At 43.5% G+C, this 24,245-nt stretch carries 22 protein-coding genes; 17 read left to right on the forward strand and 5 right to left on the reverse strand.

Going from position 1 to position 24,245, the window contains the following annotated elements; genetic code table 11:
• Positions 1 to 47: 47 nt before the first annotated feature.
• Positions 48 to 3,881, reverse strand: a complete 3,834-nt coding sequence (gene purL / locus AC1P5O_RS03215; RefSeq protein WP_262466571.1) for a phosphoribosylformylglycinamidine synthase — start codon at positions 3,879 to 3,881, stop codon at positions 48 to 50.
• Between the two features lie 1,306 nt (positions 3,882 to 5,187).
• On the opposite strand from purL, the gene AC1P5O_RS03220 reads away from it, so the two are divergent.
• Both AC1P5O_RS03220 and AC1P5O_RS03225 read left to right on the forward strand, forming a co-directional pair.
• Positions 5,188 to 6,825, forward strand: a complete 1,638-nt coding sequence (locus AC1P5O_RS03220) for a sodium:solute symporter family transporter (protein ID WP_262466570.1) — start codon at positions 5,188 to 5,190, stop codon at positions 6,823 to 6,825.
• Positions 6,826 to 6,836: 11 nt separating this feature from the next.
• Entirely contained in the window at positions 6,837 to 6,968 is a 132-nt protein-coding gene (locus AC1P5O_RS03225) for a putative transporter small subunit (RefSeq protein ID WP_005265804.1), read from the forward strand.
• 98 nt (positions 6,969 to 7,066) lie between these two features.
• Here AC1P5O_RS03225 and AC1P5O_RS03230 read toward each other — a convergent pair whose 3' ends face one another.
• Entirely contained in the window at positions 7,067 to 7,768 is a 702-nt protein-coding gene (locus AC1P5O_RS03230; protein WP_004282345.1) for an IS1 family transposase, read from the reverse strand.
• A gap of 191 nt (positions 7,769 to 7,959) precedes the next feature.
• On the opposite strand from AC1P5O_RS03230, the gene AC1P5O_RS03235 reads away from it, so the two are divergent.
• The 3 genes from AC1P5O_RS03235 to ruvB all read left to right on the forward strand — a co-directional run bounded on the left by AC1P5O_RS03235 (position 7,960) and on the right by ruvB (position 11,363).
• Entirely contained in the window at positions 7,960 to 9,300 is a 1,341-nt protein-coding gene (locus AC1P5O_RS03235) for a deoxyguanosinetriphosphate triphosphohydrolase (protein ID WP_262466799.1), read from the forward strand.
• Positions 9,301 to 9,417: 117 nt separating this feature from the next.
• Positions 9,418 to 10,020 carry a Holliday junction branch migration protein RuvA gene (gene ruvA / locus AC1P5O_RS03240; protein ID WP_004731726.1) on the forward strand — a complete coding sequence of 201 codons (603 nt, stop codon included), beginning with the start codon at positions 9,418 to 9,420 and terminating at the stop codon, positions 10,018 to 10,020.
• 335 nt (positions 10,021 to 10,355) lie between these two features.
• Entirely contained in the window at positions 10,356 to 11,363 is a 1,008-nt protein-coding gene (gene ruvB / locus AC1P5O_RS03245) for a Holliday junction branch migration DNA helicase RuvB (protein WP_004279105.1), read from the forward strand.
• A 14-nt stretch (positions 11,364 to 11,377) separates the two neighbouring features.
• Here the strand turns inward: ruvB and AC1P5O_RS03250 are convergent, their stop codons facing one another.
• A complete protein-coding gene (locus AC1P5O_RS03250) occupies positions 11,378 to 12,133 on the reverse strand; it encodes a hypothetical protein (protein WP_262466798.1) in 756 nt (251 codons plus the stop codon).
• Between the two features lie 143 nt (positions 12,134 to 12,276).
• Positions 12,277 to 13,506 (reverse strand): acetamidase/formamidase family protein, encoded by a 1,230-nt coding sequence (locus AC1P5O_RS03255; RefSeq protein WP_262466797.1) that lies wholly within the window; start codon positions 13,504 to 13,506, stop codon positions 12,277 to 12,279.
• 362 nt (positions 13,507 to 13,868) lie between these two features.
• On the opposite strand from AC1P5O_RS03255, the gene AC1P5O_RS03260 reads away from it, so the two are divergent.
• The 7 genes from AC1P5O_RS03260 to pal all read left to right on the forward strand — a co-directional run bounded on the left by AC1P5O_RS03260 (position 13,869) and on the right by pal (position 20,468).
• The gene (locus tag AC1P5O_RS03260; protein WP_005252439.1) at positions 13,869 to 15,218 is read left to right on the forward strand and encodes an amidohydrolase; all 1,350 of its coding nucleotides are present in this window, start codon (positions 13,869 to 13,871) and stop codon (positions 15,216 to 15,218) included.
• A gap of 266 nt (positions 15,219 to 15,484) precedes the next feature.
• Complete coding sequence (gene ybgC, locus AC1P5O_RS03265; protein WP_004731733.1) at positions 15,485 to 15,892, forward strand: tol-pal system-associated acyl-CoA thioesterase; 408 nt, start codon at positions 15,485 to 15,487, stop codon at positions 15,890 to 15,892.
• Positions 15,893 to 15,918: 26 nt separating this feature from the next.
• Entirely contained in the window at positions 15,919 to 16,617 is a 699-nt protein-coding gene (gene tolQ, locus AC1P5O_RS03270) for a protein TolQ (RefSeq protein WP_004279111.1), read from the forward strand.
• A complete protein-coding gene (gene tolR, locus AC1P5O_RS03275) occupies positions 16,617 to 17,066 on the forward strand; it encodes a protein TolR (RefSeq protein WP_005170046.1) in 450 nt (149 codons plus the stop codon). Before tolQ ends, tolR begins: the two co-directional genes overlap by 1 nt.
• 3 nt (positions 17,067 to 17,069) lie before the next feature.
• Positions 17,070 to 18,353 carry a cell envelope integrity protein TolA gene (tolA, locus tag AC1P5O_RS03280; RefSeq protein ID WP_262466796.1) on the forward strand — a complete coding sequence of 428 codons (1,284 nt, stop codon included), beginning with the start codon at positions 17,070 to 17,072 and terminating at the stop codon, positions 18,351 to 18,353.
• 201 nt (positions 18,354 to 18,554) lie between these two features.
• Positions 18,555 to 19,841: a Tol-Pal system beta propeller repeat protein TolB gene (tolB, locus tag AC1P5O_RS03285; RefSeq protein ID WP_004645672.1), complete on the forward strand. Its 1,287-nt coding sequence runs from the start codon at positions 18,555 to 18,557 to the stop codon at positions 19,839 to 19,841.
• Between the two features lie 54 nt (positions 19,842 to 19,895).
• Positions 19,896 to 20,468: a peptidoglycan-associated lipoprotein Pal gene (gene pal, locus AC1P5O_RS03290; RefSeq protein WP_004279115.1), complete on the forward strand. Its 573-nt coding sequence runs from the start codon at positions 19,896 to 19,898 to the stop codon at positions 20,466 to 20,468.
• Positions 20,469 to 20,547: 79 nt separating this feature from the next.
• Here the strand turns inward: pal and AC1P5O_RS03295 are convergent, their stop codons facing one another.
• Positions 20,548 to 20,733 (reverse strand): NF038105 family protein, encoded by a 186-nt coding sequence (locus AC1P5O_RS03295; RefSeq protein WP_004645674.1) that lies wholly within the window; start codon positions 20,731 to 20,733, stop codon positions 20,548 to 20,550.
• Between the two features lie 180 nt (positions 20,734 to 20,913).
• On the opposite strand from AC1P5O_RS03295, the gene AC1P5O_RS03300 reads away from it, so the two are divergent.
• The 5 genes from AC1P5O_RS03300 to AC1P5O_RS03320 all read left to right on the forward strand — a co-directional run bounded on the left by AC1P5O_RS03300 (position 20,914) and on the right by AC1P5O_RS03320 (position 24,212).
• Positions 20,914 to 21,888 carry a class 1 fructose-bisphosphatase gene (locus AC1P5O_RS03300; RefSeq protein WP_044112048.1) on the forward strand — a complete coding sequence of 325 codons (975 nt, stop codon included), beginning with the start codon at positions 20,914 to 20,916 and terminating at the stop codon, positions 21,886 to 21,888.
• A gap of 51 nt (positions 21,889 to 21,939) precedes the next feature.
• Positions 21,940 to 22,716: a TrmH family RNA methyltransferase gene (locus AC1P5O_RS03305; protein ID WP_005252450.1), complete on the forward strand. Its 777-nt coding sequence runs from the start codon at positions 21,940 to 21,942 to the stop codon at positions 22,714 to 22,716.
• A gap of 167 nt (positions 22,717 to 22,883) precedes the next feature.
• The gene (locus AC1P5O_RS03310) at positions 22,884 to 23,498 is read left to right on the forward strand and encodes an RNA polymerase sigma factor (protein ID WP_004645678.1); all 615 of its coding nucleotides are present in this window, start codon (positions 22,884 to 22,886) and stop codon (positions 23,496 to 23,498) included.
• Positions 23,495 to 23,812: a hypothetical protein gene (locus tag AC1P5O_RS03315; RefSeq protein WP_004279120.1), complete on the forward strand. Its 318-nt coding sequence runs from the start codon at positions 23,495 to 23,497 to the stop codon at positions 23,810 to 23,812. Before AC1P5O_RS03310 ends, AC1P5O_RS03315 begins: the two co-directional genes overlap by 4 nt.
• Positions 23,802 to 24,212 (forward strand): DUF3106 domain-containing protein, encoded by a 411-nt coding sequence (locus tag AC1P5O_RS03320; RefSeq protein ID WP_005103857.1) that lies wholly within the window; start codon positions 23,802 to 23,804, stop codon positions 24,210 to 24,212. The genes AC1P5O_RS03315 and AC1P5O_RS03320 overlap by 11 nt, the downstream gene beginning before the upstream one ends.
• Positions 24,213 to 24,245 lie beyond the last annotated feature (33 nt).

The raw sequence follows: 24,245 nt of genomic DNA on the forward strand, positions 1-24,245 counted from the left end.
ATTAAAAAAGCCCCTTTCGGGGCTTTTTTAATTCTTGATTATATCAATTAGCCAATAAATTTACGTGCATTACGGAACATACGTAACCAAGCACCATCCTGATCCCAGTCTTCTGGTTTCCATGAATGCTGGATCGCGCGGAAGTTACGTTCAGGGTGCGGCATCATAATCGTTGCACGGCCATCCTGAGACGTTACACCAGTAATACCTTCTGGCGAACCGTTCGGGTTCAATGGATATTGTTCAGTTGTATTGCCATGGCTGTCGACATAACGTAGAACCACCTGATTCGATGCATTCAGTGCAGCAAAGTTTTCCGCAGTTGCAACTGCACGACCTTCACCATGCGCCACAGCGATTGGCAGAATCGAACCTTGCATGTCTTGTAACAATACTGAATTCGATTTTTCCACACGAACGTTCACTGCTCGCGCTTCAAATACTTCAGACGTATTGCGATGGAAACGTGGCCAAGCATCCGCACCCGGAATTAATGGAGCCAATTGAGACAACATTTGACAACCATTACAGATACCGAGCGAGAAGGTTTCTTGACGGTTGAAGAATTTCTCAAACTGGTCACGCAATTTAGCATTGAACAATACGGATTTTGCCCAGCCCCCACCAGCGCCCATCACGTCACCATACGAGAAACCACCACAAGTTACCAAGCCTTCAAAATCATCTAGGCTGATACGACCTGCCAGCAAGTCACTCATATGTACGTCAACGGTATTGAAGCCCACTTTATCGAAAGCTGCCGCCATTTCGATATGACCATTCACACCCTGCTCACGCAGAATTGCCATATTTGGACGACGCAAGTTAATGAAAGGTGCTTCAATCGCTTCATTCAAGTCGAATGTTGGTTGGGCGATAATACCTTTGTGTGCTTTATCGGTAATTAAGGCAAATTCCTGATCTGCAGTTTGTACGTTGTCACGTAGGCGCTGGATTTGATGAGAAACTTCAGTCCATGCCACTTGCAGATCAGCACGTTCAAGTACCAAACCATTTACAGATAACTGATCAGAATTATTTATAGTACCAACAACTGCAATTGCATCTTTAAGCGTAGATGCTGCAACTTCAGCTTGTAATGCTTCCCAATCTGCTTTGGCAATTTGTAGAACTGCACCAATCTCTTCAGCAAATAGGCTTGCAGTTGATTGATCTTCTAGAGCAACACCCAGACGTGATGCGAACATCATTTCTGCAACAGTCGCCAATAAACCACCATCACCGATGTCATGATACGCCTTGATCAAACCACGGTTGTTCCAGTCTTGAACCAATGCGAAGAATGCTTTGAAGTCATCGAAGCTATCCACATCAGGAGTAACTGAACCAATTGCTTTGTATACCTGCGCCAGAATCGAACCGCCTAAACGGAACTGACCTTTAGACAGATCAATACGAACCAATATAGATTCAATATCTTTCAGTTCAGGAGTCAATGTTTGACGCACATCAGTCACTGGCGCAAATGCAGTGATCACGCCCGACATTGGAGAAGTCACAGACTTGTCTTCACCTTCATCATTCCAGGTGGTACGCATAGATAATGAGTCTTTACCGACTGGAATCGCGATACCCAGTGCAGGACACATTTCCATACCGATGGCTTTCACGCCTTCGAACAATGCCTGATCTTCGCCCGGTTGACCCGCAGCAGCCATCCAGTTTGCAGACAATTTGATGTCGCTGATTTTTTCAATCTTCGCAGACATGATGTTCGAGATCGATTCAGCCACCGATAAACGTGCAGAAGCAGCAGGATTTAACAAGGCTACTGGAGGACGCTCACCCATTGCCATCGCTTCACCAGTGTAACCGACAAGACTTGTTGTAGTCACAGCAGCATCTGCGACAGGAACCTGCCAGCGACCCACCATCTGGTCACGCGCGACCATACCGGTAATCGAACGGTCACCAATACTGATCAGGAATGATTTAGAAGCCACTGTCGGGTTTTTCAGAACGCGATAAATCGCATCTTTTAAATCCGTAACTTTAGCCGCGTCAAAATCATCGCCTTTACGTTCAATCGTTTCATAGGAACGGCTCATACGCGGAGTACCGCCAAGCATCACCTGCATTGGCATATCCACCGGTTTGTTGCCGAACAATGGATCTTCAACGGTTAAGTGACGTGCTTCAGTCGCCTCACCCAGTACTGCAAACGGACAACGTTCACGCGCACAGATTGACTCAAATAATTCTAAAGAAGATGGACGAATCGCCAATACATAACGTTCTTGCGCTTCGTTTGACCAGATCTCCATTGGCGACATGCCAGGTTCTAAAGATGGAATCTTACGAAGATCTAGCACCGCACCCAATTCGTGATCATTCACCAGTTCAGGCATGGCATTTGATACACCACCCGCACCGACATCATGTACCGACACGATTGGGTTGTGGTCTTCCATGCGCCAGCAAGTATCGATCACTTCTTGGCAACGGCGTTCCATTTCCGGGTTTTCACGTTGTACTGAGGCAAAATCAAGGTTCTCGCCCAATTTGCCGCTATCTACAGAAGATGCAGCACCCCCGCCAAGACCGATCAGCATGGCTGGACCACCGAGCACGATCAATAAGTCACCCGGTAAGATCGGATCTTTTTCAACGTGATCTGGACGGATATTTCCGTAACCACCAGCGATCATGATTGGCTTATGGAAACCTTTAACATCGCCATTGACGTTTTGTTCAAAAGTACGGAAGTAACCATTTAAAGCTGGACGACCAAATTCGTTATTGAACGCAGCACCACCCAATGGGCCTTCAATCATGATTTGTAACGGCGATGCCATACGCGATGGTTTGCCGTAGTTTTCTTCCCAAGGCTGTTCAAAGCCCGGAATATTCAGGTTAGATACGGTGAAGCCGGTTAAACCTGCTTTAGGCTTACCACCACGACCGGTCGCACCTTCGTCACGGATTTCACCGCCTGAACCTGTCGCTGCACCGGCAAATGGTGCAATCGCAGTTGGATGGTTGTGGGTTTCCACTTTCATCAGGATATGCGCGGCCTGGCTCTTGTATTTATAAACTTGATGACCATTGTCTTCTTGGGTTGGATAAAAACGCTGGGTATCCGAACCAACAATCACCGAAGCGTTGTCTTTATAAGCCGACAATACGTCTGTTGGTGATTCTTTATAGGTGTTCTTGATCATCTGGAACAATGACAATGGCTGAACTTCACCATCAATCGTCCATTCTGAACCGAAGATTTTATGACGACAATGCTCAGAGTTGGCTTGCGCAAACATCATCAGTTCGATGTCATTCGGATTACGACCTAGCTTGATGAAAGCCTCAGTCAGGTAATCAATTTCGTCCATTGATAATGCAAAACCAAATTCATTATTGGCTTTTACCAGTGCTTCTTTACCTTTACCCAGAATATCAATCGAGTTCAGTGGTTTTGGCGCAGTTTCCACAAATAATACCGCAGCATCTTCAATCGCATTGAATACGCTTTCGGTCATACGGTCGTGAAGTACTTGCAATGCTTCTTTAGAGAGCTCTTTTACGCCCTTCAAAGTAAACAAAACGCCGCGTTCAAGTCGATGAACCGGCGTATTACAGTTTTTGAAAATGTCCGTCGCTTTAGAGGACCAAGGAGAGATGGTTCCGACGCGCGGTGTGACTAAAATCTGGATTTCATCACTTGCAGCCTGGTGCAATTCAAAAGATTGACCATCGTTGAGAAGCTGTAAAGCGGATTGCTGTTGTTGCTCGCTGAGCGCTTGGTCAAAGAGGTAGACCCATTGACTTTCAATTGATTGAACAGAACTAATTGACGTCAAACGCGATAATAGTTGAGTTTTCTTAAAAGAAGAATGTGCGGGTGCACCGGCAACGATAAACATGCTGATTTTGGCTCCACGGGATGGTATGAACAACCATGCCACAATGTGACTTGAGAGAGCGCATATTCTACTGTGAAATAAGGAAATCGGCTAGATGCCAAATCAGAAAACTACGTCTGAAATATCCTGGACTTTTAAAATATTTCGTTTATTTTCAGTCAGGAAAATTGAATGTAGTCGCACAGGTTAACACATTTTTTTCAAGAAAAATCAAAACCGCTTCAGAATAATTTTCTGCATAAAAATTGTATTATTTTTCAACAACAATCAGTGCAAAATCAAATTCAGGTTTTATTGTTATGACCTGTCAAAGCGCCGATTTAGGCTAGGATGAAATACTTGATTACAAGATTTTATGAAGTCGTATTTTTTGCAGACTGTTTTTAATTCTTTTGATTGACTCTTAACTTTGACTTCTAAGATTAGAAAACTGGTTAAAGGTCTTCTGCCGTTTTCTGTACTACAAGGAACAGTTCTCCGCTGATCGCCTCCATTACGGCACCAGAGGCAAATGACTCCACCATATAAATGAGTAATTAATACTGAGTTGTATTTTAATCTGACATCATGTGCGGGGGAAAAACCGGACATCTATTCTCATCTTCTAAGAGAATAAAAATAAAATTTCTTATTTGATCCTTTTATTTTTTCATATTGGATGTTTATCTTCTCAGATCATAATTAAGTGGAATTTACTCATCTAAAAGATCAAAAATGATATCGATAAAATTACCCATCATATCCAATATTTTGAAATTTCATCACTTATTCATTAGCTCTATTATGCGTAAAAAGCACAATATAAATAACAAAACACCACTCATATTTATGAGAATAACCCACAAGGAATTATGAGGTCTATATAAAAAAATAATGAAGAAATGATTAATAATAAAATTTTGTTACCTTTTTATTTAATCTGTATTCTTACGGTTTTATTTAACTTGAAAAATTTAAAATAAATATTTGTAATTGCTAAAAAAATATCTAAAATTTTCTTTTTTATTCAACTAACAGAGCAACAGACTCACACGTCTATATCAGCTTAGAGCCTTACCAAATAGACACTTCATCAGTAAATTTGATGATTTTATGTTAAGCTCTAGCCGAATTGCTGAGGAATTGTCCAAATTCTGGGCCTGGCAATGGTTTTTCCTTTCTGCTGTAGAGATGAATATAAATTCTATATTCGGACACTAATTTTTTGATGTTCTATAGCTTCACTGCTCTGTCTATTTTAGAGCCTTAATCTGTCACCAATGATTTAATTTTCAAAAACAAAAGGTGACCCGCTTAAGGAGTATGTATGTTTCAATTCACTAGTACAGCAACTGTACTATTGATGGTGCTTTTCTATGGCATCACTTTTTTACTATCGTTACGTATTAAACAGAAAAATGAAAATGTTGATGGCTACATGGTCTCGAATGGCTCCATCGGATTTGGAATGTCTGCGGCCAGTATGACCGCCACCTGGATTTGGGCCGCATCATTTTATGCAGCAGCTTCATCCGGATATACATACGGCGTTTCCGGTGCCCTCCACTATGGTTTATGGGGTGCGCTGATGATTTTATTTATCTATCCCTTTGGCAAGCGCTTTCGTGAACTGGCGCCTAATGCACATACTCTGGCAGAAATCATGCATGCCCGGCATGGCAATCAAAGCCAGATGATTCTGGCGGGTTCCAATATTGTGGGTAGCGTGATCAGCCTGATGGTTAACTTTACCGCCGCTGGAGCACTGGTTGAAATTTTATCTCCTTTAAGCTTTATCCATGGCGTGCTGATTACCGGTATCGGTGTACTGTCCTATACCCTTTGGTCGGGGTTCCGTTCTTCGGTGTTTACCGATTTTGGTCAACTGGTGGCGATGATTGTCGCGGCTGTGATCATTATTCCAACCTTGTTCTTTACCTTAGGCGGACCTTCCCTGTTTCAAAGCGGGATTCATCACCTGCAGCCGGAACAGCTGGATTTTTTCTCTAAAACAGCCTTTCTGGAACAAGGCGCGCCGTTTTTTGTTGCGGTATTGGCCTACGCGATTGGTAATCAGACCATTGCCCAGCGCCTGTTTGCAGTCCGTGAAGACCTGATCAAACCAAGTTTTATCACTGCAACCATTGGTTATGCTGCAATTGTCATTGGTCTAGGCATGCTGGGGTTATTGGCACTATTTGCAGGTATTCAGCCCATTGATGGCAACCTGAATAACCTGATTCCGCAAATGGCAGCGACTTATCTTTCTCCATTTATGGTCGCGCTGTTATTCATCATGGTGATTGGAGCATTGTCTTCTACCGCTGACTCGGATCTGTCTGCCCTGTCTGCGATTGTCATGACGGACATTTATGGCAAACAGATTGCGAAAAACCGTCCTGATCCAAAGAAAATGCTGTTTATTGGCCGTATGACCATGATCGTTGCCACCATGCTGGGGATTGTGATTGCCACCTTGAAGTTTGACATTTTGTCGATGCTGATTTTTGTGGGTGCGCTTTGGGGTTCTATTGTATTCCCGGTGATTGTCAGCCTGTATTGGGACAAGGTGAATGCCCGGGCCTTTAACTGGTCAGTGGGCCTCGCATTTTTCAGCTTTCTGATAGTACGTTTTGAATGGCTTCCGATTCAGGGATTGATCGCACTTGGCTTTGAACTCGTTGCGACCCTGGGGATTGGTGTGGTGCTGGGTCTGATGACCTTTGGTTTCTTTGGCAAGAAAGTGGGTCTGGTCGTTGGCATATTGGCCAGTATTGGCTTCATGCCATGGACCATCGGCTTCTTGCGCGAATATGGCACTTTATTAAGCTCACTAACAGCGTATGGCAGTAGTGCACTGGTATGTACTGTATTGACGCTGGTCTACAGTAAAGAACGATTTGATTTTAAAAAAATCAATAAGATGGTGATTGAATTTCACCAGCTATCTGAGAAAAGTAAATAAGGAGATTTCAGATGACAAGTCAATTATTGACCCTGTATGTACTTTTTTGGCCATTGGTGGCAAGCCTGGTCTTGTTCACGATTTGCCTGAATGTCTATAAAGACATACAACAAGCCAAAAAAAATGGCGAAGAGCTAATCTGATTCTTCGCCTTAAACAAAAAGCAGGCCATTGAGTCTGCTTTTTTATTGTTCATTTGATGATTTCGATTTTTGGTGGTGTTTCAAAAAGTATGCTGGCGTTAAACAAATCCGTTATTAAGGTAAAAGAAAGTCAAATCAAAGGCTTTAAAATGATTTTCGAGCTTTTTAGAAAAGTTGCAACTTCTCCTAAATCCACGCCTGATTCGATGACGAATTCTACAATTGTTACCTTCAATACCGACGGTAAAAAACTTACCAATCACTTGCTTGCAACATTGAAATGCTGTGATAAAACTATCCCAATGATCACTCGCAATTCGAGCATATTGAACCCCAAGCTTTTTAAGTCTAGCTTTAAGACGTTGAACCGTTGCTAAATCCCGCTTACCCCAAACATAAGCAACAATTTCTCCAGATTCTCGATGGTAGGCATAAATAAGCCATTGTTTATTTTTCTTATTCCCTACAAAAGTCCAAAGTTCATCGACTTCAAGACATTCGTAGTGGCTTTGTTTAGGCTGAATCTGATAGATCGATTCACTTAAGGTTCGTAATACCTTGCCAATGCTGATACGCTCGACTTCAGCAATATCTCTAACACCGCTTCCTCTGACCATCAAATGTAATATCTTGCCGGTAATACCTGAGTTACACCCTTGATAGCTTAATGCATGATCACCAATAAACTGACGTTTGCAATCTTTGCACTGATGGTTTTGTTTCCCATCTACTTTGATGCCATTTCTCTTTATATTGTTACTTAGACAGGTAGGACATTTGATTTGTAGCGTTATTTTCATACCTCTATTTTATCAAAAGCCATATTGTTTTTTTCAGCATACTTTTTGAAACACCACCCGATTTTTAATTCTTAGTTTTTTCCAGCGGAATGAAATAACCATATGCAGCATGACAATTCATGTCGCACTCCCCTAGTGTCAGAGCTGGTTTTTTGGCATGATGCAAATAGTGGATCACTGAATAATGATAAATGACTCAAATGCGTTGGTTAGAACTGCTTTCGACAGTTCGGATTGGTAGTAAAAAACAAAGCACTGAACTGGCACGCAGCCCATTTCATAAAGATTATGATCGTATTATTTTTTCGCAAAGCTTTCGGCAGTTAAACCGCAAAACCCAAGTACATCCACTCACCCAGCACGATGGTATTCATACCCGTTTAACCCACTCACTGGAAGTCTCCTGTATTGGCCGTTCACTCGGTATGTTGGCTGCAGAGAAAATTAAAGATAATTTACCTGCCTGGATTTCTCCGGCTGATGTCGGTGCCATCATTCAGGCCGCCTGTCTGGCACATGATATTGGTAACCCGCCTTTTGGTCATGCCGGTGAATACGCCATTCGGGAATGGTTTGACGATGCTTCTCATACCGACTTTTTAAAAGATTTGAGTTCTGAACAGGAAGCTGACGTACGCCAGTTTGAAGGCAATGCCCAAGGTCTGCGCCTGCTGACCAAGATCGATTACCATCCCTATGATGGCGGCATGCGCCTGACCTATGCCACACTCGGTGCCTATCTTAAATACCCGTGGCTCTCTGAGGCCATTGACCCGACTGGTAACACCCCGGCCAGTCGACGTCCAAAATTTGGTTGTTACCAGTCTGAAAAAGAGATTTTGCAGGAAATTGCTGAACAGTTGGGTTTGATTCAGCTCGGTGAATATCATTATTGTCGTCATCCGCTGACCTATCTTTTAGAAGCTGCGGATGATATCTGCTATGCCCTGATTGATCTGGAAGATGGTATCAGCCTGAATATGCTCAGCTACGCGGAAGTTGAACCAGTCTTTCTGAACTTGCTGGGTGAATATGGCGCGCCTGAAGAAATCAATATGCCTTATACCACCTGGCAACAAAAAATTGCCGCGCTGCGTGGGCGGGTCATGAAACGTCTTGTAGATGAAGTCACCACGGCCTTTGCCCGACATCAGCAGAAAATTTTGATGGGCCAATTGCAAGGCTCATTGCTGGGTTATTGTAGTGCCGACATTGAAATTGGCATTAACCGGGCCAAAGAACTGGCGCGAGACAAGATCTTCGAACATCCGCAAAAAGCCGGTCTGGAAATTATCGCGCATCAAAGTTTACAAACGATTCTGGATGCCTTTATTCCACTCACCACACCGCACAAAACCTTAAGCTTTAAGGAACAGCGTTTAATGGCTATTTTAAAACGTTCGGGTGCGCAGTTTAGTGCTGATCATTATGACAACATTATGCAGGTACTAGATATTGTCTCCAAGTTCTCCGATCATCAGGCTTATAATCTGGCGCAGGAACTGCATGGCAATAAGGCCGGGTTACTCTAATGCGAACGAGCGCCTGATGATAATCTCAGCAAAATCACTGCTTTTAAATGATAGAGTTTTGCCTTTATCGAAAATGCTGACTACTATGCCTGTATTAAATTTGAGTATGTATAAAAAATGATTGGATGCCTGATTGGGGAAGTGCTGGCGCTGGAAGCACCGACTGTTTTATTAAATGTGAACGGCGTAGGTTATGAGATTGATACCCCTTTAACCACTTTCTGCCAGTTGCAAAAAGGTCAGAAAATTACTCTGTGGACCCATCTGGCTGTTCGTGAAGATGCCCAGTTACTTTATGGCTTTATCAATGCGCAGGAAAAAACCATTTTCCGTACCTTATTAAAGGTGAACGGCGTTGGTCCGAAAATGGCGCTTGGTATTCTTTCAACTTTAAGTGTGGAAATGCTGATCCACACCGTTGAACATGAAGATATCAATACTCTGGTCAAAGTTCCGGGGGTGGGTAAAAAGACTGCTGAACGCCTGATGATTGAATTACGTGACCGCTTTAAAGCCATGGCTTCAGGTGCTGCACCAAGCAATTCAACTGCACCACAAATTCAGTTTATGGGTAATTCAGCCGTGGCTGAAGCGGAAGCTGCATTACAGTCCTTGGGCTATAAACCTGCTGAGGCACAAAAACTGGTGAATGCTGCCAAAGGTGAATTTACCGAAGCCAGCGATATTATCCGCGCAGCGTTGAAGTCGATGAATAAATAGAGATGATATCCAAGTTACAGGATAAAATCTGATACGCGTAAAAGTCATTCGCAACTGTTTGAGGCAGGAGACATTTATAGTTAAATGTTTCTGCGATATATTCGATAAGAATCAATATTCGACGAGTTTTGCGAATGACGGTGGTTTTGCTTACTTTTGCCGAAACAAAAGTAAGGCGAACCGCAGGTTAATACTCAGATATAAATCTGATTGGAAAGACTCTGCAAAAATTCAATTCCTCGCCTAGGCGAAAATCTTAGGATTCAGATCCATATTTGAGACCGTGTCAAAATTACCAGCTCAAAGGATCACTAAAATATTGGTATATAAACGTTATGCAAGACCGTCTCATCAGTGGTTCTGAAAAACCCGAAGATCATTTCGATCGTGCCATCCGCCCGACTTCCCTCGATGACTACATCGGTCAGCCGGTGGTCCGCGAGCAGATGGAAATTTTCATTGGCGCAGCACGTGGCCGTGAAGAAGCCCTTGATCACACCCTGATTTTTGGCCCGCCAGGTCTGGGTAAAACGACATTGGCCAATATTATTGCCCGAGAAATGGGTGGTAATCTCAAGTCAACTTCTGGCCCGGTACTGGAACGTGCTGGTGACTTAGCCGCGATGCTAACGAACCTGGAAGAAGGCGATGTCCTGTTTATTGACGAGATTCACCGTCTTTCACCCGTGATTGAAGAAATCCTGTATCCGGCGATGGAAGATTATCAACTCGATATCATGATTGGTGAAGGCCCTGCAGCCCGTTCGATTAAACTGGATTTACCGCCATTTACCTTGGTAGCTGCAACTACACGAGCTGGTCTACTCACCTCTCCGCTGCGTGACCGTTTCGGAATCGTACAGCGTTTAGAGTTTTATTCGGTTGAAGATTTAACCCACATTGTCAAACGTTCAGCCAATTTGATGGATGTACCCATGACTGGAGATGGCGCAAAAGAAATTGCCCGTCGTTCACGAGGTACACCGCGTATTGCTAACCGATTGTTACGTCGAGTTCGTGATTATGCTCAGGTCAAAGGAACGGGGGAAATCAATCAGGATATGGCCCAACGTGCTTTAGATATGCTCAAAGTCGATAAAGATGGTTTAGACACACTCGATCGTCGTTACTTGTCAATGTTGCTTGAGCGTTTTGATGGTGGTCCTGCCGGTGTTGAAGCCTTGGCTGCTGCCATGGCAGAAGATTCTGGTACGTTGGAGGATGTGATTGAGCCTTATCTGATTCAGCAAGGTTATGTGATGCGTACTGCGCGTGGTCGTATCGCTACCAATATGGCGTATTTGCAGTTTGGGATGACGCCGCCCGAACCAAAAGAGAAGTGATTTTAAAAAGCAGCTTAGGTTGCTTTTTTTATTTCAGTTTTAATCATTTTGCTGATCTGTCTATTTAGCTCATTTAGTATCAAGTAAATTGTAATATTATCTTCACCTATAATCTTTTTAAGCTCAATTCCTATATTTTGAAACTCACTGTGTTCTAGTACTTCTGTTATTGTCTTATCTTGTCTTTCAATCATTAGTTCAGACCCTGCTTCCATTAATAAAAGTTCTAAATATGGCCATAGTAATTTAAAAAATAATCTGTTCTTAATTTCTAGATTATTGGTAGCTCTACCTTTACTAAGTAAAAATAATTCTAATACATGATAATCTTGTAATACCTGACTCGAAGTATCTCTTAACTCTTGATATATTTGTCCTACATGTATAGTTCGATCCAATTTTTCCTTTTCACTAATAGCTCCGTAAAATACCCCGAAATCTCTAAGTTTTATAATAAGTTTAGCTTGTCCACTAATGAAGCTTGAAGCATATTGAATAAAGTTTTGAGTTATAAGTTGTTTATTTTTAAATGCTAACTCTTTTTCCAAATGATCTCTTTGGCTTTCTATTAAATCCCCAGTAGGTTTAATTTGACTTTCTGTAGATTTTCTCACCACATAAACCGTCACTATAAAACCAAACAGACTGATTAAACCCGATACAAAAACTGAAGCTGCAACAACCCAATCTGTCGAATGTTGTAAATCTAAATATACTTTCTGATCTTTAGGCTGTTCTAAAATGACTGCTTGTTTTTCTTCTACTGCCACAATTGACGGTTCTTGTTTTAAATCGACTATTTACCCCTCGCATTCTAAACATTTTCAAATCATTACAAAAGAAAAAGCCAACTGACCATGTCTAAATCAGTTGGCAAAAGCACAACTCTATTTTTTCTAAGTTTTATTTAGACTTATTTTGTGTCTTTCTTAAACTCCTTAAAGTCCGCTTTACGAATCATGGCATGAATACCTTTGGTTCGATCGACCACTTGTGACACTTCAAAGTCAGTCGCAGCACTTAAGTAGGCATAGGCAATTTCTTCAGAAATGCCATATTCATTGACCAGAAAACGGATCGCTTCACGGGTGGATTTACGCATGGCTTCATCTAAGTCTTCATCCAGACCCGGCGTAATCCAGAATTCAGCATTTTCAGCCAGCGGCTGTTTAATCTCTGCACCTGGAATTTTATCCTTGCCAGATTTAAGTAAAGTGAATTTTAAAGTCGCACGTGCCGAACCTTCCAAGGCAGTTAAAGCCACCTCACCATCACCTTGTACAAAGTGACTATCACCTGTATAGAACAAAGCACCTGGCACCTGTACAGGATAATAGGCCGTAGCCCCTGCTCCTAATTCATTGATGTCGATATTCCCGCCATAAAATGATGGTGGCACAGAGTGCACAGGCTCACTGGTATTTGGTGCAACGCCCATCGTGCCCATAAACGGATTCAGCGGGAAACGAATCGCTTTACCAGATTCAGTTTTTAAAACGCCTTCCCATACACCATCCGCATTTTTCTCAATTGGGGTAAAAATGGACACGTTGCCATAAGCATCAGGATTGGCTGGAGATGCATGCTCATGTTTCTGACGTTTCGGGAATTCGGGTAAGGTGCCTTTGCCATGACGGTTTGAAATCACGCCATAAGGTACACGCGGTTCAACTTTTAAAATCTCCACCTTTAGAATATCGCCCGGCATTGCCCCTTCTACATAGACAGGCCCGGTAATAATGTGTGGTCCATCTTTATGGAAATCATGTTTCAATTTGGAATTCGTGATCAGCTTGGCTTCATCCAATACATGCTCAGGCTTGACGCCTTTTGATGTGAAATATTTCTCTGCATTGCGGCCTTGATCTTCCAGCAGCCCTTCATGCGAAACTGTATCGAAAGTAACTGTGCTACCTGAAGGGACAGTCAAGACAGGTTTTGCATCTTTATTTGGCAGATAACCCCACGTAATCGTATTTAAGGTACTCGGCACATAATAATGACCTTTATATTCACCACTTTTGAGTAATGTCGGTTTATTTTCCAGCTGTTTCAGTATCTTAAAGTCTTCAGCCCATAGGCTTGTCGAAATAAAACTTAAGCTTGAAGCCACTGCCAGAGATAAAGCCAAAGGTTTTAACATGTGTTCAATTTCCGTCATAAAAAATATTACGAAAGAGTGAATGCAATCTAAGTGCCAAAATAAGTTTAAGAGGTTTAAAAAATCTTCACTTCATTCAGATTATTGATATAGAGGTAATCGTTTTTATCCCTTTTTAGCCTGAAATTTTTATAATTTCATACCTTATAAATATAAAAAACCAATTTAGATACATATTTTTACAATGTGAAAGAACAAATAAAGCTCTTTGAGAACAGATATTAACACCAACAATACCTTTAAAGTATTAAAAAATACTTAGAGAGTTTTGGTTGAATTTAGATCAGTATGCCATCCTAAAGAATCACTTTAACCATTTCAAATTCTTAAGGTTCTCCCGAAGTATGAATATGTATAAGCAGATATCCCTTTGTCTCCCTCTTCTTTTCTGCAGCCAATTCAGCCTGGCTGACTGGATTGATGATTCTGTACAAGCTGCTGAAGCACACACCATCAAATTACGCCAGCATATCCACCAGCATCCTGAACTGGGCAACATGGAATTCAAAACCTCGGAGCTGGTCCAGAAAGAATTAAAATCCTACGGCATTGAAGTACGTAAAGGCTATGCCAAAACCGGTGTAATCGGTGTATTGAAAGGTGCAAAACCCGGCCCTGTGATGGCCTTACGTGCAGATATGGATGCCTTGCCAATTAAGGAAACAGCACCGGTGTCTTTTGCCAGCAAACAAAAAGCCATTTATCAAGGCAAAGAATCTTATGTGATGCATGCCTGTGGGCATGATGCACATACTGCGATGTTATTGGGTGCAGCCAAAGTTCTGGCCGCCAATAAAGATAAAATTGCGGGGACAGTGGTATTCGTATTCCAGCCGGCTGAAGAAGGCGGTGCAGATATTGATAACTTCACTCATGGCGATCAGATTGGCTCACGCAAAATGATTGCCGACGGTGCCTTGAACAATCCAAAACCTGAAGTGATTTTCGGGATGCATGTCATGGCAGGCATGCCAAGTGGCAATATCTTCTACAAAGATGGTGCGATTTTGAATAGTGCCGATCATTTACGTATTCAGGTGAATGGCAGTCAGGTACATGGCTCCATGCCTTGGGCAGGTAAAGACCCGATTTATGCCTCTGCCCAGATGGTGACCAATTTACAAAGCCTGATCAGCCGTAAAGCCGACCTGACCAAAGGAATGGGTGTGGTCAGTATTGGCAGTATTCAGGGCGGCACTACCGGTAACGTCATTCCAGATCAGGTCAATATGGTCGGGACTATTCGTTCCAATAGTGAAGATGTACGTCAGGGCATTTTAAAAGACTTGCCGAAAATGCTGGAACACAATGCCGCAGCCAATGACGTTAAGGTGAAAGTCGAAATTGCACCTTATGCACCAGTGACCACCAATGATAAAACCTTGACTGAATTGATGCGCCCAACCTTGGCGAGCGTGCATGATGAAGATAAATTGCATGTTTTAGACAACAATGCCAGCGCCAGTGAAGATTTTGCTTATTATGGCCAGCTCATGCCATCGCTCTTCGTTTTTGTTGGTGCCACACCAGCAGATCAGGATCCGGCAAAAGCCGCACCGAATCACAACCCGAATTTCATTGTCGATGATGCGACCTTGAAAACCGGTGTCGAAAGCCATGTCCGTTTTATTCTGGACTATCCAAAAGTAGCTGAGCAGGTTCAGGCCAACTGGAAACAGAAAAATAAAGGCTAATCTTCTATTACTAAAATGCGCGACTTCATGGACTCGCGCATTTTAGTAACTGCTGCTGTTTCATAAATGAGCTGTTAAGCGCTCAGTACTTCTTCTTGGCGACTTCTCTCCAGATTTGACACCTTGTGCCATTGGTCTCAAAACTCACAATGCTAAACTTTAAACCGCTAAATTGCTTGACTTTTGGCAGGAATCCGGCAAATTCTAATCCCTCTCCTGCATCTAAAAACAAGCAAAAATTTCGAACATCTGCATGGAACAAAACTATGGCGAATCATTTTGAATTCAATATCCGCGTATATATTGAAGATACTGATCTAGGTGGTATTGTCTACCATGCTAACCACATTCGCTATATGGAACGTACCCGTACCGAATGGCTGCGTGCTGCCGGAGTCAGTCATTACTGGCAACAGGCAGAATATAATTTTGTGGTACACAAAATTAATGTCAAATATATGCGCCCCATCCTGATGGATGATTTAATTACTGTTACTGCACGTGTGATTTCATGTAAAGCTTCATCATTTGTATTGCAACAAAATATTTATCGTGGTGAAATCATGCTTGCATCGGGTGAGGTTGAGTTGGCATGTATCAGTGCAGAGATGCGACCACGTCGACTCCCGGATGAAATACGCGAACTAATTCAAAAAGAATTGGAACAAGACTAAAAAATTTATTGGCACACGTAACAACTATGGCGACTCAGTTAGAATCATCTCTTCAAGTTTCAGATCTTATTTTACAAGCAAGCCCTGTCGTACAACTGGTGATGCTTTCTCTTCTGTTAGCCTCAATATATAGCTGGTATCTGATTGCCAGACTCTATATGAGTTATAAAAAAGCCCAGGCCGATGATGAACATTTCCAGAAAATCTTCTGGTCTGGCGCTGAACTGAATACCCTGTATAACAATGCCCAGCTCAACTCTAAACGCACTGGCCTTGAAGATATTTTCTATCAGGGTCTGGGTGAGTTCCTGAAACTGAAAAAACGCCATGCACCGACTGCCCAGTCCATTGAAGGAACAGAGCGTATTCTGCGTGTCGGCCTGAGCCGTGATCAAGGTCATCTGGAGCAAGGACTCGGTGCTTTGGCCAGTATTGGTTCGGTTGCACCTTATGTTGGTCTGTTCGGTACCGTCTGGGGCATCATGAACGCTTTTATTGGCCTGGCAGATGTCGATCAGGTGACGCTGGCGACGGTTGCACCTGGTATTGCTGAAGCCCTGATTGCAACTGCCATTGGCCTGTTCGCAGCTATTCCAGCAGTGTTGGCCTTTAACCATTTCACGGCCAAAGGTGAAACCGTTTACTCTGATCGTGCCCTGTTTGCCGAAGAAATGGTGGCACTGCTACAACGTCAGTCCGTGGGCATAACTCAGGACAAAGACTAATGGCGATTCAAGGTTCAGGACGCTTTCAGCGTATTAAAAAGCCACTGAAAAGTGACATGAATGTCGTACCTTATATTGATGTGATGCTGGTGCTTCTGGTGATCTTTATGGTCACTGCACCCATGATCACCAGTGGCATCAAGGTCGACCTACCTCAGGCCAATGGGCTACCGATTGAATCTAAAGATGCACCGACCATTGTCACCCTGAAAGAAGATGGTTCATATTATTTAGAACATAAAAATCAGGCCACTGGCCCAGTCACGCTGGATGAATTGACTGCTGCCCTTGTTGAAGCGCAAACACAGGCACAAAATGACAATAAAGTGCTGAATGTCGTGATCAATGGCCACAATACCCGTCCTTATGGCGATGTCATGGCCTTGATGTCCAGCCTGCAGGATGCCGGTTTATCTCAGGTCGGTTTACTGACCCAGCCATTAGAATAATGTATGAAAGATTATAAAAAGCCACCATTTCAGAAAAAAGCCATCGCGATTGGATTCACCTTAGGCATCCATGCAGTGGCTTTGGTGGGTTTACTTTATCTTGGCATGAGTAAACCACCTGAACCGCCGAAGCAGATTAAAACGGTCCTGATCAAACCTGAGGACCTCAAACCGGTCACCCGAGAAGAAACGCCGTTTGAGGAAACTGCACATGAAAATGTCGCAGAAGAAATTACTCAAACAGCTGAACCTAGTCCTGAGCCTGCGCCAGTCATTCCGACAGCGGCGCCTGCCACACCTGCTGCTCCGCCTGCACCGAAAGTGGATACACAAAAAGCCCAGCAGGAACTCAAAGAGGTAGCGCAAGCCAAGGCTGTACAACAAGCTGCTGAAGCAGCGAAACGTGCCGAAGCTGCCGAACAGGCGAAACAGGCAGCAGCCAGAGCAAAAGCGGAGGCAGCACAAAAATCCAAGGCAGATGCCGAAGCTGCACGCCAAGCTGAACTGAATGCACAGCGCAAAGCCGATGCTGCACAAAAAGCCAAACTGGAAGCACAGAAAAAAGCCGACCTAGCTGCCAAGCAAAAAGCGGATGCTGCAACAAAAGCCAAAGCAGAGGCTGATGCCAAACGTAAGGCTGAAGCTGCTGCTAAAGCAAAGGCAGATGCGGCAGCAAAAGCCAATAATGATGCAGCGGCGAAACGTAAAGCAGATGCTGATGCGAAAGCTAAAGCCGATGCAGCGGCTAAAGCCAAAGCAGACGCGGCAGCTAAGGCTAAAAATGATGCAGCGGCGAAACGCAAAGCGGATGCTGATGCGAAAGCCAAAGCGGATGCTAAAGCTAAAGCCGACGCTGATGCCAAACGCAAGGCAGATGCCGACGCTAAGGCCAAAGCGGATGCAGACGCCAAGCGCAAAGCAGATGCCGAAGCAAAAGCCAGAGCTGATGCAGATGCCAAAGCTTCAGCCGCGAAACAGGCTGCTGAAGAAGCTGCACAGAAAAAAGCGGAATCTAAACGGATTGCCTCTACTGCGAAGCGCGATTTTACCAATAAAGTTAAACAGGCTTGGAATACACCAGTGGGTTCATCTGGTAAAACTGCCAACGCTCGCGTCACGCTAAGTGATAGTGGTTCTGTCATTTCTGTAGTGGTAAGTGCAAGTGATCCCGATATGAAAGCCAGTGTAGAAGCTGCAGTTCGTGCTGCTGCACCTTATCCAATGCCTTCCGATCCAGATGCACGCCGTGAAGCACGAAGCTTTACTTCAACCTTTACTGCGCAATAAAAACGGAGCCATCACATAAATAATGTTGTGATGGCTTTTATTTTTTAAGCTAAACTTCACTTTAAATTGATTAAATAATATTCACTTTTCACAGTGTCATAACAGTTTGGTCATAAATTCATGGTTTTATTCTATTAAATCCATGCGATGATGTAGGCCAAGCACTTATACAATAAATCCGTTGATTTGAGTAAATAACGAATGATGGAAAAGACTCGCAAACATCTACTCTGCCTCGCAATCATTAGCGCTTTAAGCCCTGTATTGGCAACCCAGTCCTATGCCCAATTGCATCTGGAAATTACCAAGGCACCTGAGGCAGCACCTAAAATTGCCGTTGTACCTTTCAGTCAGGATCAGAGCATTTATCCTATTGTGGAAAATGATCTGAATCGTTCTGGCCGCTTTACCAGTGCTTCAAAAAATCTGCCTGCAACAGCGACATTGAATAATCCGAATGCAGAAGCTTGGGCATCGGCTGGTGTTCCCTATGTGGTCACCGGTTCATCCAAGACCACAGCCGATGGTTCTTTTGAAATCCAGTATCAGCTCTATGATGTCGAAAAAAAACAATATCTATTAAATGAATTGCTGACTGTTCCAGCCTCACGCACCCGTCAGGCAGCGCATATGATCAGTGATGCCATCTATCAGGCATTGACCGGCATTCCTGGTGATTTTAGCGGACGTATTGCCTATGTGCTGCGTAATCCTGCTACGCCGGAACAACGCTATACCTTGCAGATTGCCGACACCGATGGCGAACAGCCAAAAACCATTTTGACCTCACGTGATCCAATCCTTTCTCCGGCATGGACACCAGATGCCAAAAAAATCGCTTATGTGTCCTTTGAAACCAAACGCCCGGCGATTTATGTACAGGATCTGGCGACCGGACAGCGTGAAAAACTGGCCAGCTTCCGCGGTTTGAATGGCGCGCCGAGCTTCTCTCCAGATGGCAAGAGCATGCTGTTTACTGCTTCTATGCACGGCAATCCGGAAATCTACCAGATGAATCTGGAAACGCGTCAGCTACAACGTATGACCAATGACAGTGCCATTGATACTGAAGCACGTTATTCACCAGATGGAAAATCTTTTATTTTCACTTCTGACCGTGGGGGTTCTCCACAAATTTACCGCCATGATCTTGAATCAAGTAGCAATAAACGCCTGACCTTCCGTGGTGCATTCAACGCACGCGGCACGCTGAGCGCAGATGGTAAAAAACTTGCATTAGTTCATCGCCCAAGCGGCAGTAACTATCGAGTTGCGGTTCAGGACATGACCTCTGGTGTGAACAACATTTTGACACCAACAACGCTGGACGAATCGCCAAGCTTCTCGCCAAATGGCCAGATGGTAGTCTATGCCACCCGTGAAGGTGCACGCGGACTCTTGTCGATCATGTCGCTGGATGGCCGCTTCCGTATGAATTTGCCAAGTGAAACGGGCGAAGTCCGTGAACCGGCTTGGGCACCAAAATAAGATTTTTATATTGATAAACCCTTTACCCCATAATCAAACTTCATGGAGATGAAGATGAACAAAGTAAAATTATTTGCCTTGCCACTTTTAGCAGCAGCTGTTGTCATGACAGGTTGTGCGAGCCGTAAGCCTGCCGCTGAAGTTCAAACGGGCGGTTTAGATACGACCGGTACAACAACTGTGAATACTCAAGGCTTGAGTGAAGATGCAGCACTGAATGCACAAAACATGGCAGGCGCTTCTGCAAAAGGCGTTACTGCAGAAAATAAAGCATTCTTGGCAAAACGCGTGGTGCATTTTGACTATGACAGTACTGAACTCAGCAATGAAGATCTAAATACGTTGCAAGCCCATGCGCAGTTCCTGATGGCCAATGCCAATTCACGTGTAGCACTCACTGGCCATACCGATGAACGCGGTACCCGTGAATACAACATGGCACTTGGCGAGCGTCGTGCCAAAGCAGTAGAAAGCTTCCTGGTAACGACTGGTGTTAATCCTGGTCAATTGGAAGCAGTCAGCTATGGTAAGGAAATGCCAATCAATGCGGGCCATGACGAAAATGCCTGGAAAGAAAACCGCCGTGTAGAAATTAATTATGAAGCGGTACCACCATTGTTGAAATAATTTTCATTCATGATGGTTTCATCAAATAAAAAGCACTCAATCATGAGTGCTTTTTATTTGCTTCAATGAAAGAATCGGTCTACTTGGGAAGCTGATCTTGTTCAGCCGGATGCATCGATTCGATCAGGTCATGTTTATTGAATTGTTTGTACTCTGGTTTTGCTTCATAATCCCGCCAGGCTTCTTTCATCTTGTCTTCAGAGATATCATCTAAAGTAATGCCTTCGCTTGGCGTTGGAGTCGCATCAAACTTCAATGTTGTCATATCTGTGCTCCTATTCTCAATTTTCCTTTGTCTTCAACATAGCACTTTCCGCAGGAGTTGCAAGGGCAAAATCGATACAAATAATCCAGTTTAATTTTTCTTTTAGTACGTTCTCATCTAAAATATAGCCGCATATCGTTTTGATCATTTTTTCCCGATTTAAGTTTTGGAGTTTCCCCTATGTCATACCGCACTTTATCCCAGTTTTTACAACAACAAAGCGGGAATCTCACACCTGAACTTGCGCAAGTTATTGAAACAATTGCAAACACTTGCAAAGATATTGATCAATTACTGCAAAAAGGTGCTTTAGCGGGTGTATTGGGAAGTGCACAGCATGAAAACGTTCAAGGCGAAGAGCAAAAGAAACTAGATGTCATTTCTAATGACTATTTGATTGATGCCTTGCAGCAACATCCAAATGTGGGTGGTTTGGCCTCAGAAGAACTGGATGAATTCACCCCTGCACAAGAAAATGGTCAATTTCTGGTATTGTTCGATCCATTAGACGGTTCAAGCAATATCGACATCAATATGTGTGTTGGTACTATTTTCTCGATTCTTCCTGCGAAGAATGCTGTGACTCAGGCAGAAGACTTTATGCAAGCCGGTGTTCATCAGGTAGCTGCAGGTTATGTGCTTTATGGCCCGTCAACCATGTTGGCATTGACGGTCGGCGCAGGCGTGGTGTTCTTTACCTATGACCCTGAGACTCAAGAATTCCTGCTGACTTCTGAAGCAATTCAGGTTGCTGCGGATACTAAAGAATATGCGATCAATGCGTCGAATCAGCGTCATTGGGAAGCACCAGTACAGCGTTATATCGATGAATTGTTAGCTGGCAAAACTGGCCCGCGTGAAAAAGACTTCAATATGCGCTGGGTTGCCTGTATGGTGGGCGACATTCACCGTATTCTTTGCCGTAGCGGTATCTTCATGTATCCATACGACCTTAAAGATCCGGCTAAAGCAGGCCGTCTGCGTTTAATGTATGAAGCCAACCCAATGAGTATGTTGATGGAACAGGCTGGCGGCGCATCGACTACAGGTCGTGTCCGTATTCTTGAGATCGAACCGACTGATTTACATCAGCGTGTTCCTGTGATCATTGGTTCTAAAAACGAAGTTGATCTTGTGACCAGCTACCACAACTAATTTTTATAGCGGCAGCCGGTATTGAATCGGCTGCCGTGGATTATATCTCCCATGCCAACTTTTTTTCTTGATTCAAAAGACAATCCAAAGATTAAACACTTACGCGGTTTAATTGAACAAAATACCTATCGTAAAAAACAGGGTCAAACGGTTTTAGAAGGCACGCATCTGTCTCTCGCCTGGCTACATGAAAACCGTAAAATTGATTCTATTTTCACTACTGAACATGCACTTTCACATCCTGATTTCGAGAAAATTCTCGCAAAATACACAGGTATGGTCTTTGTTCTAAGCGAGTCTTTATACAAAGATTTAAGCACCTTAGGAACATCTGTAGCCTGTTTAGCTGTAGTGACTCTACCGACAGCAAATTATGCATTGGATTTTAAAGCAGACACTTTGATTCTGGAAAATGTACAGGATCCGGGTAATGTAGGCACCCTGCTTCGCTCTGCTGCTGCTGCCGGTATTGAACAGATTGTGTGTACCAAAGGGTCTGCCTCGCTCTGGTCTCCACGCGTATTACGTGCCGGTATGGGTGCACATTTCACATTGCAAACCTTTGAAAATATCGCGCTTGAACAAATTCTTGAGCAATTTCAAATCCCTGTCTATGTAACCAGCTCACACCGTGCTGAAAGCCTGTATTCAAAAGACTTACGTAAACCTTGCGTGTGGATTCTGGGTAATGAAGGCCAAGGCGTGTCTGATTATGCGATGCAACATGCTGAAGCCGTGAGCATTCCGCAACCCGGTGGTCAGGAATCACTGAATGTCGCCATTGCGGGTTCGATCTGTTTCTTTGAAATGGTACGTCAACGTATCTAATTAGGGATTTAGGTTACAGTGTTTTAATACGACCCTGCCCATGTATAAAATAGATTAAACTACAAAAATAATAAACTTAATTGTCAACCAAACCAGGATTCCCAACGTTATATGATTATGAACTTGGGAATAATGGTGGGTGTCCAATGACAGGATTTTCCATCTCTATGGATTTAGCACCAAAACAGTTGCAAACACACGATGTAAGTATTCTGAAGAGTACGGCTGAAGCACGTCTGAAGAATTTCATGCAGGATGTGACTGGGCGTGCCTTGGTGATGATGGAAAGTGCGACTCAAGGTCATCATGGTATTGCCATGGATCTGGTTCAGGAAGCTTTCATTTCCTTACACAAATCCTATGCAGAAAAAAGTACTGAAGAATGGTATCCCCTATTTTATACCATTCTCAACAACAAGTTACAGGACTGGCGTCGTAAAGAGTCACGGCGTGGTCAAATGTTTTCATTTTTCAAGAAAGTCAGTCTTGATGACGACGAAATTGAATTTGATGATGTCGTCGATGAATCAACACCAACGCCGCTGGACTTTCTCGATCAGGCAGTCACTGCTGAAGAAATCCAGGAAGCGATTGCAAAATTGCCTGTGCGTCAGCAGCAGGCATTTATGCTAAGAGCTTGGGAAGGATTTGATACGCATACCACCGCACAGATTATGAACTGCACAGAAGGCAGTGTAAAAACCCATTACCACCGTGCTATCCAAGGCTTACGCGCCTCTTTAGCACATTTAAATCCATATCTGGGAGGGTCATCCGAATGAATCAAGATGATTTCTTAAAACAAGTAACTTCCAAACTTGATGGACTGGCACAACAACATAAAGACAAACCTGTTGTCATGCACCATGTTCTTGAAGAAATTCAGGATTCAAAACATTCACGCTTTGCATTTCTAAAAATGTCAGGTTTTGCTTTGGCAGCTGCGATTGCAGGCATTGTGGTATTACCAAATCTTTCGGACCATAACGAGCCGCAAACTCAAATGGTGTCAGTCCCAAAACTGTCTCCGCAAATGCTTGAAGATTTAGAAATGTTAATGGTTTTAGGTGAGGACAAAGTTCCACATGGCAGCTAAAAAATTGGCGATTGCTTTTTGTGCATTCAGTTTTCTGCAAACCAGCTTTGCAGGATTTGAACGTTTTTGGCTATTTTCCAAGGATGCGAATACCCAAGTAACTGATACTTGGGATAGTCTTTCTGATTCTGAACAATTGGCACTGATTAAACGTTATCAATCTTTAAAAGAAATCCCCGAACAACAACGTGTCAGCTTGCAGCAGCGTATGGACTGGTTTACCCAACTCCCTGATGCGGAAAAGCAGAGAATGCGTGAAACATGGCAAATGATGAGCAGTCAGGAACGTAAAGAACTGGGCGCACGTATGCAAAAAGCGTCTCCTGAGCAACGCCTTGCCATTCGCGAAGAATATATTCTCAAATATCAGCAAGTGACTCAGCAGCCTAACTCGCATTAAACACTTAATATAAAAAAGCCTCCATATGGAGGC

It is taken from the genome of Prolinoborus fasciculus, from assembly GCF_056724605.1.

Bases quoted from the DNA above. Each gene is read 5' to 3' on its own strand.
- purL (WP_262466571.1), bottom strand. From the start codon at position 3,881: ATGTTTATCGTTGCCGGTGCACCCGCACATTCTTCTTTTAAGAAAACT.
- AC1P5O_RS03220 (WP_262466570.1), top strand. From the start codon at position 5,188: ATGTTTCAATTCACTAGTACAGCAACTGTACTATTGATGGTGCTTTTC.
- AC1P5O_RS03225 (WP_005265804.1), top strand. From the start codon at position 6,837: ATGACAAGTCAATTATTGACCCTGTATGTACTTTTTTGGCCATTGGTG.
- AC1P5O_RS03230 (WP_004282345.1), bottom strand. From the start codon at position 7,768: ATGAAAATAACGCTACAAATCAAATGTCCTACCTGTCTAAGTAACAAT.
- AC1P5O_RS03235 (WP_262466799.1), top strand. From the start codon at position 7,960: ATGACTCAAATGCGTTGGTTAGAACTGCTTTCGACAGTTCGGATTGGT.
- ruvA (WP_004731726.1), top strand. From the start codon at position 9,418: ATGATTGGATGCCTGATTGGGGAAGTGCTGGCGCTGGAAGCACCGACT.
- ruvB (WP_004279105.1), top strand. From the start codon at position 10,356: ATGCAAGACCGTCTCATCAGTGGTTCTGAAAAACCCGAAGATCATTTC.
- AC1P5O_RS03255 (WP_262466797.1), bottom strand. From the start codon at position 13,506: ATGTTAAAACCTTTGGCTTTATCTCTGGCAGTGGCTTCAAGCTTAAGT.
- AC1P5O_RS03260 (WP_005252439.1), top strand. From the start codon at position 13,869: ATGAATATGTATAAGCAGATATCCCTTTGTCTCCCTCTTCTTTTCTGC.
- ybgC (WP_004731733.1), top strand. From the start codon at position 15,485: ATGGCGAATCATTTTGAATTCAATATCCGCGTATATATTGAAGATACT.
- tolQ (WP_004279111.1), top strand. From the start codon at position 15,919: ATGGCGACTCAGTTAGAATCATCTCTTCAAGTTTCAGATCTTATTTTA.
- tolR (WP_005170046.1), top strand. From the start codon at position 16,617: ATGGCGATTCAAGGTTCAGGACGCTTTCAGCGTATTAAAAAGCCACTG.
- tolA (WP_262466796.1), top strand. From the start codon at position 17,070: ATGAAAGATTATAAAAAGCCACCATTTCAGAAAAAAGCCATCGCGATT.
- tolB (WP_004645672.1), top strand. From the start codon at position 18,555: ATGATGGAAAAGACTCGCAAACATCTACTCTGCCTCGCAATCATTAGC.
- pal (WP_004279115.1), top strand. From the start codon at position 19,896: ATGAACAAAGTAAAATTATTTGCCTTGCCACTTTTAGCAGCAGCTGTT.
- AC1P5O_RS03295 (WP_004645674.1), bottom strand. From the start codon at position 20,733: ATGACAACATTGAAGTTTGATGCGACTCCAACGCCAAGCGAAGGCATT.
- AC1P5O_RS03300 (WP_044112048.1), top strand. From the start codon at position 20,914: ATGTCATACCGCACTTTATCCCAGTTTTTACAACAACAAAGCGGGAAT.
- AC1P5O_RS03305 (WP_005252450.1), top strand. From the start codon at position 21,940: ATGCCAACTTTTTTTCTTGATTCAAAAGACAATCCAAAGATTAAACAC.
- AC1P5O_RS03310 (WP_004645678.1), top strand. From the start codon at position 22,884: ATGGATTTAGCACCAAAACAGTTGCAAACACACGATGTAAGTATTCTG.
- AC1P5O_RS03315 (WP_004279120.1), top strand. From the start codon at position 23,495: ATGAATCAAGATGATTTCTTAAAACAAGTAACTTCCAAACTTGATGGA.
- AC1P5O_RS03320 (WP_005103857.1), top strand. From the start codon at position 23,802: ATGGCAGCTAAAAAATTGGCGATTGCTTTTTGTGCATTCAGTTTTCTG.